Here is a 12,842-nt window from a genome sequence, read left to right as displayed (position 1 = left end):
TTGCTTCTTACAGAAGTCTGCGTACCTGCGTAACCCTTGCTTCATGCCGAACTCTCTCAAGTCCGACCGCGCAAGAACAACGCCGACCACGCTTCCCTTCCTTCAAAACATAAATTGTCAAAGAACCGGGCAAAGCCCTCAACCATCAACCGACAAACCAGCATGACCTCCGAGGAGGTTTTGACTGTTCTGTCTGTCAGGCAGAACCGACAGCGTCTGGCGCCTCACCAAGTGGCGGCGCCGCCGTCGATGTGTGGGTTATACGGGGAGCCCCTTTTCGAGTCAACACAGTTTGTCAAAAAAGATTCACACGGGCAAAACCCCAGCAATTCCCTAGGTCAAAGCCCTCCTGCTCCTGTGGGAAAGGCGAATTCATGTCTTTTGCCTGCGAAATAATTCTATCGGTCCGGCCGGTCGAGGCGACCATCGGATGCTCCAACGGACATATTGATGCCGGAAATCCCACGTAGCCCCCTATATAAGAAAGCCGCTGCACAGCTTGTCGGCATGAGGGAAACTCCCTAGCCATGACCGCGTCATAGGGCTTAGCTTTCTGGTTGATGTTCAGCCGTTGACCTTTCGTTGGTGAGCCTGCATTTTTGCGGCCACTGTGAAATAGACGGCATACGGGTCGGCACAACGGCCACCAGGCTGAACCGACGGCGGACCAGCGGCTGCGGCCTGCGTGTCCCTAACAACAAGGCAATCCATGCACCTGGGCCCTTTCCAGTCCCACGCACAGTCAACGGTCGATCTCGGCGAGACCCCGCCGCTTGTGGTCTATGATGAAGGCAACGGCCTTCCCGACCGGCGCAAGGTCAGCCTGCGCTGGCTCACCGGAACGGTGCTCACCGGCCTGACCTCCGTAATGCTGATGGGCGGCGCGCTGGTCGCAGCGCTCGATGGCCAGTATCGGGTGGCAGCGGCCACCAATCCCGATCCCGCCGGTGTGTCCGGCAGCCTGACCTCAGGAGCAAAAGGCGACCGGGTTGCCAGGCGGTCGGCCCATTTCACCAACCGGCAGATCATCCCGGTCAATGTCATCACCCGCGTCGGTGACCGCGACTTTATCAAGGCCCGTCCTTATGTCGCGGTCAATGCCAGCCTGTCGCGGCAAAAGGCACCCGACCTTGAGGGGCGCATTCCCCCCTTCAATCCCTTGCAGATGTTCACCGACGGACAACAGATCCAGGATCGCGGCATCAGCGACGGCATCTATTCTGCCCGCGCCGAGGGCGAGCTCAGCCTGAGCCAGTCGGAGTTCCCGGTGAACAGTCCGATGATCGACCTGGACCTGACACCCAGCGAGGCGGAAGTGGAGCGTCTTGTCCGGATCAGTGCAGCCGCACTCGGCAACGACAGCGTCGACATGGCCGCCCGGGCAATCGTCGATCCGACCCGGTTCGACTTCAATCTGGCCCGCCTGTCCGAGTTCTCTCGCCTGCAAGTCCGCATCACCCAGGAAAATGTCTCCTTCGTCTCCAAGCAGGACGACGACACCCTGCCTTCCGGCATGGACGAGAAGATTGTTCCGGTCTTCGCCGACATGGATTTCAAGGATCTTCTGGTCGACAACGAGGCCAATGATGTGGAGGCGGAGTCCATCCTGGCCGCCTTCCGTCATGGCGCCGGCATTGTCGAGGTCAAGGAGGGCGATCGCTTGCGCATCGCCATGGCACCGGACCCCAATGAAGAGGGCCGCATGCGGCCAGAGCGAGTCAGCATCTATAGCGAGACCGACCACAAGGCGACCGTCGCCCGCGCCGATACCGGCACCTTTGTCGTCACGGACGCCCCCGCCGACGACATTGCCGATACCTTTGCCGAAGCCGGACCGCAGGAAAGCTCCCCGAGCGGCAGCGTCCCCTCGCTCTATGAAGGCGTCTACCAGACCGCGCTGGAGCAGGAGATCCCGGAGCCGATGATTGGCGAGCTGGTGCGGGCCTTCTCCTATGACGTGGACTTCAATGCCCGTGTCCAGCCCGGTGACGCCATCGAAGTCTTCTACGGGATGAACGAGGAAGGCATCGATGAACCGGCGGAAATCCTGTTTGCCTCGCTCAACACCGGTTCGACCCTGCGGCGTCTCTACCGCTTCCGCACGCCGGACGATGGATCGGTCGACTATTATGATGAAGCAGGCCGCAGCGCGAAAAAGTTCCTGATGCGCAAGCCGCTCTCTGGCGGAACCTTCCGTTCCGGCTTCGGCATGCGCCGGCATCCGATCCACGGCTTTGCCAAGATGCATACCGGCGTCGACTGGTCAGCCAGCCGTGGTGTGCCGATCATGGCCGCCGGCAACGGCACCGTGATCAAGTCGCAATGGGTTTCCGGCTACGGCAAACGGGTCGAGATCCGCCATGCCAATGGTTATGTCACCACGTACAGCCACATGAACGATTTTGCCGGCGGCATCACGGAAGGTGCCCGTGTCAATCAGGGTCAGATCATTGGCTATGTCGGATCGACCGGTCTGTCGACCGGGCCGCACCTTCACTACGAAGTCCTGGTCAACGCCAATTTCGTTGACCCGATGCGCATCCGCCTGCCGCGAGGCCGGGTGCTGGAGGGAGAGATGCTGGCCGCCTTCGAAGCCGAACGCAACCGCATCGACGCCCTGCTCGACCGGGGCCAGCGGCCCTCCCGGCTTGCATCGGCAGCTGCAATCACGCGCTGAGACTTGCTGTCTATCTCTGCAAAAAACGGCCCGCTTTTGCGGGCCGTTCTGCTTTCTTGCATCCGACAAGCAAGCCGGAGGCAATGCTCAGGCGGCGGCCGAACGGCCTCTCTCGCAGCTGAAGATCAACCGGTCCGTCCCGGCAGAGACCACCAGATGATCACCGTCGAGGATCTCGCCGGAGAGGATACGCTCGGCCAGGGGATCCTGCACGTCCTTCTGGATCACCCGCTTCAGCGGACGGGCACCATAGGCCGGATCATAGCCCTTCTGCGACAGCCAGGTAACGGCTGCAGGATCAAGGTCGAGCGTGATCTTTCGATCAGCGAGAAGCTGGCGCAGCCGGCCGAGCTGGATCTCGACAATGGCAGCCATCTGGTTGCGCTGCAGCCGGTGGAACAATACGATTTCGTCGAGCCGGTTAAGAAACTCCGGTCGGAAATGTCCCCGAACCACACCCATGACTTCGTCACGCACCTGATCGGAATCCTCGCCATCGGGCTGGTTCACGAGATACTCCGCCCCGAGGTTCGAGGTCATGATGATCAGCGTGTTGCGGAAATCGACGGTGCGGCCCTGGCCATCAGTCAGACGGCCATCGTCCAGCACCTGCAGCAGCACGTTGAAGACATCGGTGTGCGCTTTCTCGATCTCGTCGAACAGCACGACCTGGTAGGGCCGGCGGCGCACTGCTTCGGTGAGGCTGCCGCCCTCCTCGTAGCCAACATAACCGGGAGGTGCGCCGATCAGCCGGGCGACGGAGTGTTTCTCCATGAACTCGGACATGTCGATGCGCACCATCGCGGTGTCATCGTCAAAGAGGAAAGAGGCCAGTGCCTTGGTCAGTTCCGTCTTGCCGACACCCGTCGGCCCGAGGAACATGAACGAGCCGATCGGCCGGTTCGGATCCTGAAGACCGGCGCGGGCCCGGCGGACCGCAGTTGACACAGCATGGATGGCCTCGGCCTGGCCAACAACCCGTCGGGCCAGTTCGTCTTCCATCCGAAGCAGCTTCTCGCGCTCGCCCTCCAGCATCTTGTCGACCGGGATCCCGGTCCATTTCGAAACGACCTGGGCGATGTGGCTCGGCGTCACCGCCTCATCGACCATCGCCCCCTTGGACGAAACCGCCACGCCAGCTGCAATCTTGCGCTCAAGCTCAGGGATGACGCCATAGGCCAGCTCACCGGCGCGGGCGAGATTGCCCTGGCGCTGAGCTTTTTCGAGTTCGCCGCGCGCCTGATCAAGTTGCTCCTTGAGCTTCTGCTCGGAGGTCAGCTTGGCCTTTTCAGCCTGCCAGCGGCCTGTAAGTTCGGCAGACTCCTGTTCCAACTCCGCAAGTTCCTTCTCCAGCTTGCCGAGACGGTCCAGCGTTGCCGCGTCGCTTTCCTTTTTCAGAGCCTCGCGCTCGATCTTCAATTGGATGATCCGGCGGTCCAGCTCATCCAGTTCTTCCGGCTTGGAGTCCACCTGCATTCTGAGGCGGCTCGCCGCCTCGTCCATCAGATCGATGGCCTTGTCCGGCAGGAAGCGGTCCGTGATGTACCGGTTCGAGAAGGTGGCCGCAGCGACAATGGCCGCATCCGTGATGCGCACGCCGTGATGCAGCTCGTATTTCTCCTTGATGCCACGCAGGATGGAGATCGAGTCCTCGACTGTCGGCTCGCTGACAAAGACGGGCTGGAAGCGCCGGGCCAGCGCCGCGTCCTTCTCCACATGCTTGCGGTATTCATCGAGCGTGGTCGCCCCGACGCAGTGCAATTCACCCCGCGCCAGCGCAGGCTTCAGCAGGTTGGAAGCGTCCATCGCTCCGTCCGCCTTGCCGGCCCCGACCAGCGTGTGCATCTCGTCGATGAACAGCACGATGCCGCCTGCGGCCGTCTCGACCTCCGACAGGATGCCCTTCAGGCGCTCCTCGAACTCGCCGCGATATTTGGCCCCGGCGATGAGGGCCCCCATGTCGAGGGCGAGCAACTGCTTGTCCTTGAGGGATTCAGGAACATCGCCATTGATGATGCGCAAGGCAAGGCCCTCGGCGATGGCCGTCTTGCCAACGCCGGGCTCACCGATCAGAACCGGATTGTTCTTGGTCCGGCGGGACAGGACCTGGATGGTGCGACGGATTTCCTCGTCGCGACCGATGACCGGATCGAGCTTGCCGTCGCGGGCGGCCTGGGTCAGGTCGCGGGTGTATTTCTTCAAGGCATCATACTGGTTCTCGGCGCTGGCACTGGTGGCGGTCCGCCCCTTGCGCAATGCGTTGATTGCCTGATTGAGATTGGCCGGCGTCACCCCGGCTCGGGCAAGGATCTTGCCGGCTTCACTGTCACTGTCCATGGCCAGCGCAAGCAGCATCCGCTCGACGGTGACGAAACTGTCACCCGCCTTGTCGGCCAGCTTTTCCGCATGGTCAAAGAAGCGTGCAGTTGCCGCAGCCATATAGAGCTGGCCGGAGCCACCGGAAACCTTGGGCATCTTTTCAAGCGCGCGCTCAAGTTCAGCCTTCGCCTCACGCGAACGGCCACCGGCGCGGTCAATCAGCCCGGAAGCCATGCCCTCCGGATCATCGAGCAGCACCTTGAGGATGTGCTCGGGAGTGAACTGCTGATGGCCCTGCCCCAGCGCATAGGTCTGGGCCGACTGCATGAAGCCACGCGCACGTTCCGTGTATTTTTCAACGTTCATCATAACCCTCCTTGCCGCCGGACCACCCGAAGCATGGCCGGCGTATCGGAACTGCGGCCCTCGCGAGGCGGGCGGCCGCACCATCCATGGGATGGCACTCCCGATATAGTGTTGCAAATCGACAACAAAAGGGGGCCAGCGACAACTCCGGATCTTTCCTAACAGCCGAGGCTGGTCCGACGCTGAAGTCGATTGCTCTCAGGGAGAACTGCTGCAGAAACACAAACGGCGCGCGGATGATCCGAGCGCCGTTTGTGCATCTTGTCAAAAGGTCAGGCTGTCAGGCGTCGCCGCCAGCTGCAGCTTCTGTTTCCTTGGTCCGGCGCGGCCGAACGGTCCGGCGGGCCCGCGGCTTGGCTTCGACTTCTTCGCTCGCGGCAGTGCTTTCGACCAGCGCTTCCGGCGCAGCGGCAACCGGTGCCACATCGACGTCGGCAACCGGATCGTTGACATCGCCACCGTCTTCATTCGGACGGCGAACACCACGGCCACGCGTCCCACGGAGGCGACGACGCGGCTTGTCGTCCTCACCACCCTCGGAACCGGCCTCATGGATCTGATCAATGATCTGGTCCTGGACCGGCTCGGCGCGATTGCCATGACCATTCAGCTCGACAACCGGCATGTGCTCGATGAAGGGCTGGGGGGTATCCGTGGTCACGATGTCGACGGGACGCGCAGCACGCTCATATTGATCACTGCGTTCACGGCGATCCACGCGGTTGCCGCGTTCGGCTCGGTCTGGCCGATCGTTCCGTTCGGGCCGATCAGTCCGCTCAGGCCGATCTGGCCGATCGCGGCGCTCCGGACGATCGCCCCTCTCCGGGCGCTCCATCCGCTCGGGGCGCTCGGCACGGTCCGGCCGGTCGCCACGATCTGATCGTTCCGGACGGTCGCCGCGCTCATAGCGGTCACCCCGATCAGGGCGCTCGCCCCGTTCGGGACGCTCGTAACGCTCCTGCCGCTCAGGACGGTCCGAACGCTCTGGGCGCTCCTGCCGATCGGAGCGTTCACTCCGCTCCGGACGCTCGGGACGCTCGTAACGCTCCGGCTGATCATAGCGCTCGCCGCCCTGATCCTCCTCATCCTCGTCGTCCTGGCTGCCGTCGTAACGCAAACCATTGGCGGAGAGCATGTTGGGCTGGGCAGCAGCGACGATACGCAGGTAGTGCTCGGCGTGCTGGTAATAGTTTTCCGACATCACCCGGTCACCGGCTGCATGCGCATCACGGGCCAATTGCTGGTACTTCTCCGCAACATGCAGAGCCGTACCGCGGATCTTCACGTCCGGTCCGTTCGATTCAAACGTCCGGTTAAGCGGGCTGGGTCCCTTGCTACGGCCCCGGCCCCGCATACGCTGCTTGTTTTGATTTCCTGGTCTCATCCTGCCGTTAACTCTTGAGGAACGGCGACCGGCGCTTTGCCGGTCAAACACGTGACGCCGCTTGCGATGCGCCGGTCACTGCTTCCCACTCATGAAAAAACAGCCACCAGCGGGCACACGACCGCCTGTTAGTAAAGCCCGACGCAATTGGTCCATCCCGGAAGGGAGAAAGCAATCGCCATCATCTGCGACAGACCGACTTGCCGGAACTTTATGAAATGTATCGGGTCCCAAAACGCGTCGCGATCGTTCGGCCCGATATCCCCGTCCAGGCTAGATCGCTGAGCAGGCAGTATAGTCCTGCCCCGATTGCGTCATTCCGGCTTCAGCGAGGAGAAACTATCCGGTTCCTTCAGGATTTCCAAGCCCTTTTTCAAGGATCTCAGACCTGATTATCATGCCGTTTCCAGCCAAGCACGACGCGGTCCAGACCAGCAAGATCGCGAAGTATTTCAACCCCTTGAAAGTGATGGTGACGCAACAGGCCGCCAACAGATGCACCTTGTGCGGCACCGATCTCCAGAGCCAGAAGCCCGCCTTGCACAAGAAGGTCAGCCGCTTCAGGAACAATACGGCGATAGGCATCAAGCCCGTCAACGCCGCCGTCGAGGGCCAGAACCGGATCGTGCAGCGCGACTTCAGGGGCCAGAACCGCCAGTTCCGGGTGGCTGATATAGGGGGGATTGGACACGATGACATCGAGCCCGCCGGCAAGCGCCGCAGCGTAATCCCCGCACAGGAACAACACACGATCCGACAGCCCATGGCGGACCGCATTCCTGCGCGCCGTTGCAAGGGCATCCATCGACAGGTCGACGGCCAGCCCTTGCGCCTGCGGTAGATGCGCGAGAAGCGCAAGCAGGATGGCGCCTGTTCCAGTGCCAAGGTCTGCAAGACGCAGCGCCCGGTCCACGCTCCTTGCCAACACCGCCTCGACAAGGATTTCCGTATCCGGTCGTGGCTCAAGCGTGCCGGAGGACAATTCCAGCCCGAGACCAAAGAACTCGCGCTGGCCGAGGATACGTCCGACCGGAGCGCCAGATAGCCGACGCTCGCCGTATCTGGTCGCCAGAGCCGCAGCATCGTCACTGACGGCGAAATCCTGGCTCAGCAGCAGCGCGCCCGGTTCGATCCCGAGCGCTGCGGCAACCAGAATGCGCGCATCCAGCTCCGGGGTCGGGACATGCGCCTCCCGGAAGCGGTCGCGCAGCAGACGGTAAAGAGTGCCGCGCGTCTGCATCACATCTCCTCGGCGGCCATCAGTGTTGCCTGATGATCGAGTGTCAGCGGCTCGATGATCTCGTCCAGCGCTTCGCCAGACAGGATCTGCTCGAGTTTGTAAAGGGTAAGGCCGATGCGGTGGTCCGTGACCCGCCCTTGCGGAAAATTATAGGTTCGGATGCGCTCGGAGCGGTCGCCGGACCCGACCTGAAGCCGGCGGGCCTCGGTGCGCTCGCCGGCAAGCTTTTCGCGCTGCGCATCATAGATGCGCGCCCTGAGCAACTGAAGCGCCCGCGCCTTGTTCTTGTGCTGCGAGCGCTCGTCCTGCACGGCAACGACGATACCGGTCGGCATATGCGTGATGCGGACGGCCGAATCGGTCGTGTTCACGTGCTGTCCGCCGGCACCGGATGCCCGATAGGTATCGATCCGAAGATCCGCCTCGACGATCTCGACATCCACCTCCTCGGCCTGCGGCAGCACTGCAACGGTGGCGGCCGAGGTATGGATCCGGCCGCCGGATTCAGTCTCGGGCACGCGCTGGACCCGGTGCACACCGGATTCGAACTTCAGCCGGGCAAACACGTTTTCGCCAGTGATGGAGGCAATCACTTCCTTGAAGCCGCCAACTTCGCCCTCGCTTGCGGACAGGACCTCGACCTTCCAGCCGCGCAGGTCGGCAAAGCGCTGGTACATCCGGAACAGGTCGCCGGCGAACAGCGCGGCTTCGTCACCGCCCGTTCCAGCCCGCACTTCGAGAATCGCATCGTTCTTGTCAGCCGAATCCTTGGGAAGCAGGCCGACGCGAACCGCCTGGGTCAAGGCCGCGACTTTTTCTGTCAGTTCGTCACGCTCGGCTTCCGCCAGTTCCCGCATTTCCCGGTCGGAGCTGGCCTCGACAATCATCGCCTCGGCCCCGGCAAGTTCCTCCTCCGCCTTGCGCAGGGCCTGGACAGCGCGGACCAGCGGCTCGATTTCGGCATATTCGCGCGACAGGCGGACATAGGTCGCCGCATCCGGGTTGGACGACAGGCGATGCTCGATGTCGGCAAAGCGATTAAGAAGGGTATCGAGTTTGGCTTGCGCAAGCATGCGCGAATCTCCTCGGCCCCACGACGTGTCCGGCGCAGGCACAGGGTCAATGGGTGTCTAGAGGGCGACGTCCTGTTCAGCCGCGAACTGGCGCAGGAACTGGCGCAGGTCCTTGTCGGGATGCCCCGGTTCCAGACGCGGTAAAAGCCGGGCCTGCAAGCGGCCAAGATCAAGGCTGCGCACCATCGCCTTCACTGGCCCGAGCGCTGCCGGGGACATGGACAGCGAACGGAAGCCGATGCCGACAAGAGCCATGGCCTCCAGCGGCTTTCCAGCCAGTTCCCCGCACAAGGTGACCGGCACATGATGGCGGCTGGCCGCATCCGTGATCGACTTCAAAGCCCGGAGGAAGCCGGCGCCCATCGTGTCATAGCGATCAGCGACGCGGGTGTTGCCACGGTCGACCGCATTGAAGAACTGGAACAGGTCATTTGAGCCGACCGAGACAAAGTCGACCGCCTGCATCAGTTCTTCAAGCTGATACAGCAACGAGGGCACCTCGATCATCGTGCCTAGCCGGATGGCATCAGGCACCGAATGACCATGCCGACGCGAATGGCGCAGTTCCCGCTCCACCAGGTCCTTTGCCCGGTGGAACTCCTCCACCTCCGAGACCATCGGGAACATCAGCTTGAGTTCACGCCCGGCCGCAGCGCGCAGCAGCGCCCGAACCTGTGTCCGCAAAAGACCCGGACGGTCGAGGCCCAGGCGCAGGGCACGCCAGCCCATCGCCGGGTTTTCCTCGTGGATCGCCCTGAGATACGGCAGCACCTTGTCGCCGCCGATATCGAGCGAGCGGAACGTCACCGGCTTGCCGGCAGCCGCATCGAGAACCTGCGTATACTGGTTCTGCTGGTCAGACAGGCGCGGGAATGACGAGGCGACCATGAACTGCAACTCGGTGCGGAACAGACCGACACCAACCGCGCCCGATTCCGCCAGATGCGGCAGGTCGACAAGCAGCCCCGCATTCATCTGCAGTGCCACGTCGACCCCGTCCTTGGTCACCGACGGCTTGGACCGCAGGCGGCGGTACTCGGCCTGGCGTCTGGCGCGGAAACGCACCTTTTCCGCATAGGCGTCCTGCACGTCCGTTGCCGGTCGCAGGTAGACTTCGCCCGTTCCGCCATCAACGATAATCGCATCGCCGGCATCGGCCAGGCTGACGATGTCCTCGACCTGGCCCACCGCCGCAATGCCCAGCGCGCGCGCGACAATGGTGACGTGGCTGGTCGGTCCACCTTCTTCAAGCACGACAGCGCGAATGCGGTCACGGCCGTAGTCAAGCAACTCCGCCGCACCCATGTTGCGGGCGATGATGATGGCATCCTTCGGCAGCACGCCCGACGACGAACCATGCTGACGGCCCATCAATTCGCGGATCAGCCGGTGTGCCAGATCATCAAGATCATGCAGGCGCTCACGCAGATAGGGGTCGGTCTGGCGCAGCATGCGGGCACGCATGTCACTCTGGACCTTTTCGACAGCAGCCTCTGCCGTCAGGCCGTTGTTGATCGCTTCCTCGATCTTGCGGATCCAGCCCTGATCATAGGCGAACATGCGATAGGCCTCGAGCACATCGCGGTGCTCGCCGGACTGGGCCATATCGCCACTGGACAACAGGCTATCGATGGACAGGCGCAGCCGGTTCACCGCGCCATCAAGCCGCGTGCGCTCGTGATCCGTATCCTCGGCGATCAGATTGGTGACGACGACGCGCGGTTCATGCAGCACGACATGGCCAAGGCCGACGCCATCGGCCAGGCCGACGGCTGCAAAGCGGATCGGCCGGGAGAGATCAAGCCCGGTACCAGGCTTGGCAATCGCCTCCAGCTCGCCAGCAGCAACCATCTCCGCGATGACCATCGCGGTTGTCTGCAGCGCCTCGACCTCATCCTCGTAATAGGTGCGGTGCGACTTGTTCTGCACCACCAGAACGCCGAGCGTCCGGCCGGCGCGCAACACAGGCACGCCGAGGAACGAGTTATAAGCCTCTTCACCAGTCTCCGGCAGATAGGCAAAGGCGGGATGAGCCCTGGCATTGGGAAGATTGAGCGGCCGTGCTTCTGCGGCAATCAGGCCGACGAGGCCTTGACCGACGCGGAGGGAGGCCTGGTGCACGGCTTCCCGCTTCAGGCCTTCGGTGGCGTACAGCTCGAGCACGCCGTCGGCACGTAAAATATAGACGGAACAGACTTCCGCGACCACGTTGGACGCGATCAGAACTACGATCTTGTCGAGCCGTTCCTGCGCATTGATCGGCTCCGCCATGACTTCGCGAAGCCGGCGGAGCAACAGGCGCGGACCGGCCAGATTGCTGCGCATTGTCAGCTCCGTTCCCGTCAGCGTGAAAGCCACTGGCGGGAGGGCCCCGCCAGCGCATGCTCCACGGTAAAGCTTATCCGTCCAATCCGTATAGCGAATGGAGAGTCCGCACTGCAAGTTCCGTGTAGGCGGAATCGATCAGAACGGAGATCTTGATTTCCGACGTCGTGATCGCCCGGATGTTGATGCCCTTCTCCGCAAGGCCGCGGAAACACTGGGCGGCAACGCCGGCGTGGGAGCGCATACCGATCCCGATGACAGACACCTTGACGACATCACGCGCGCCTTCGACAGCGGCGTAGCCGAGCGTGGTGCGATTGTCCTCGAGAACCTTCAACGCGCGGTCGTAGTCCGATTCGGGCACCGTGAAGGTGATGTCCGTCGTCTTGCCGTCCGGCGTGATGTTCTGAACGATCATGTCCACGTTGATGTTGGCATCGGCAAGCGGACCGAACACCGCCCCGGCGACGCCAGGCTGGTCCGGCACATTGCGGATGGAGATCTGGGCTTCGTCCTTGGCAAAGGCGATGCCGGTCACAACTTGCTGTTCCACGAGCTCATCCTCGTCGCAGATAAGGGTTCCGGGGGGAAGACCATCCTTGCCCGTCTGCGGGGCATCGGGATCATCAAAACTGGAGCGCACGAAGGTGCGTACGCCATGCACCATGGCCATCTCGACCGACCGCACCTGCAGCACCTTGGCGCCGAGGGAAGCCATTTCGAGCATCTCCTCGAAAGCGACACGGTCGAGCCGGCGAGCCTTCGGGACAATGCGCGGGTCCGTGGTGTAGACGCCATCAACGTCGGTATAGATGTCGCAGCGATCGGCCTGGATCGCTGCGGCAATGGCAACGGCGCTGGTGTCGGAACCGCCACGGCCGAGTGTCGAGATCCGGTTATCCGGGGCAATGCCCTGGAAGCCGGCAACCACGGCCACCTGTCCCTGCTTCAGCCGCTCGACCATAAAGGCACCGTCAATCCCGGCAATCCGGGCGGCGCCATGCGAGCCGTCTGTGCGGATCGGGATCTGCCAGCCCTGCCAGGACCGGGCATTGACGCCCATTTCCTGTAGGACGATGGCGAGAAGGCCCGAAGTGACCTGCTCGCCCGAGGCAACGACTGCGTCATATTCACGCGCGTCATGCATCGGGGCGGCCTCGCGGCACCATGCCACCAACTGGTTGGTCGCTCCCGACATGGCGGAGACGACGACAGCCACTTCATGGCCGGCATCGACTTCGCGCTTCACGTGACGGGCCACGTTGCGAATACGTTCGATATTGGCGACGGACGTGCCGCCGAACTTCATAACCAGTCGGGCCATCGTGGTCCTGGTCTTCACTCTCGAGGGCCAATGGGCGCGACAACTACGCCCGGCGGATCGGGCGAAATGCATACAGCGACATGGCCCCTGCTGCAACACCGCGCCTTGACAAAGTAGCTGCAAGCGAGAAGGTC

General features: G+C 62.6%; 7 protein-coding genes. 1 reads left to right on the top strand and 6 read right to left on the bottom strand.

The genetic code is table 11. The features are described from left to right. Window positions 1–709 precede the first annotated feature (709 nt). The gene (locus C8348_RS13365; RefSeq protein ID WP_106753827.1) at window positions 710–2,677 is read left to right on the top strand and encodes a M23 family metallopeptidase; all 1,968 of its coding nucleotides are present in this window, start codon (window positions 710–712) and stop codon (window positions 2,675–2,677) included. A gap of 87 nt (window positions 2,678–2,764) precedes the next feature. Here the strand turns inward: C8348_RS13365 and clpB are convergent, their stop codons facing one another. The 6 genes from clpB to C8348_RS13335 all read right to left on the bottom strand — a co-directional run bounded on the left by clpB (window position 2,765) and on the right by C8348_RS13335 (window position 12,708). Continuing rightward, window positions 2,765–5,362 (bottom strand): ATP-dependent chaperone ClpB, encoded by a 2,598-nt coding sequence (gene clpB, locus C8348_RS13360; protein WP_106753855.1) that lies wholly within the window; start codon window positions 5,360–5,362, stop codon window positions 2,765–2,767. Between the two features lie 280 nt (window positions 5,363–5,642). Continuing rightward, window positions 5,643–6,716 (bottom strand): DUF4167 domain-containing protein, encoded by a 1,074-nt coding sequence (locus C8348_RS13355; protein WP_106753826.1) that lies wholly within the window; start codon window positions 6,714–6,716, stop codon window positions 5,643–5,645. A 412-nt stretch (window positions 6,717–7,128) separates the two neighbouring features. Continuing rightward, window positions 7,129–7,986 (bottom strand): peptide chain release factor N(5)-glutamine methyltransferase, encoded by an 858-nt coding sequence (gene prmC / locus C8348_RS13350; RefSeq protein WP_106753825.1) that lies wholly within the window; start codon window positions 7,984–7,986, stop codon window positions 7,129–7,131. Next, on the bottom strand, window positions 7,986–9,059 hold the full coding sequence (gene prfA / locus C8348_RS13345; RefSeq protein ID WP_106753824.1) for a peptide chain release factor 1: 1,074 nt from the start codon (window positions 9,057–9,059) through the stop codon (window positions 7,986–7,988). The genes prmC and prfA overlap by 1 nt, the downstream gene beginning before the upstream one ends. Before the next feature lie 57 nt (window positions 9,060–9,116). Next, window positions 9,117–11,384, bottom strand: coding sequence for a phosphoenolpyruvate--protein phosphotransferase (gene ptsP / locus C8348_RS13340; RefSeq protein WP_106753823.1), 2,268 nt, complete (start codon window positions 11,382–11,384; stop codon window positions 9,117–9,119). Window positions 11,385–11,457: 73 nt separating this feature from the next. Then, window positions 11,458–12,708, bottom strand: coding sequence for an aspartate kinase (locus tag C8348_RS13335; protein ID WP_106753822.1), 1,251 nt, complete (start codon window positions 12,706–12,708; stop codon window positions 11,458–11,460). Between the last annotated feature and the right edge of the window lie 134 nt (window positions 12,709–12,842).

Origin of the sequence: Pannonibacter carbonis (genome assembly GCF_003012935.1) — a bacterium.
Lineage (GTDB): Bacteria > Pseudomonadota > Alphaproteobacteria > Rhizobiales > Stappiaceae > Pannonibacter > Pannonibacter carbonis.
This window is presented reverse-complemented; position numbering and strand designations above follow the sequence as displayed.

Coding starts and splice junctions, on each gene's coding strand:
- C8348_RS13355 (WP_106753826.1), bottom strand. CDS start 6,716: ATGCGGGGCCGGGGCCGTAGCAAGGGACCCAGCCCGCTTAACCGGACG.
- prfA (WP_106753824.1), bottom strand. CDS start 9,059: ATGCTTGCGCAAGCCAAACTCGATACCCTTCTTAATCGCTTTGCCGAC.
- prmC (WP_106753825.1), bottom strand. CDS start 7,986: ATGCAGACGCGCGGCACTCTTTACCGTCTGCTGCGCGACCGCTTCCGG.
- C8348_RS13365 (WP_106753827.1), top strand. CDS start 710: ATGCACCTGGGCCCTTTCCAGTCCCACGCACAGTCAACGGTCGATCTC.
- ptsP (WP_106753823.1), bottom strand. CDS start 11,384: ATGCGCAGCAATCTGGCCGGTCCGCGCCTGTTGCTCCGCCGGCTTCGC.
- clpB (WP_106753855.1), bottom strand. CDS start 5,362: ATGAACGTTGAAAAATACACGGAACGTGCGCGTGGCTTCATGCAGTCG.
- C8348_RS13335 (WP_106753822.1), bottom strand. CDS start 12,708: ATGGCCCGACTGGTTATGAAGTTCGGCGGCACGTCCGTCGCCAATATC.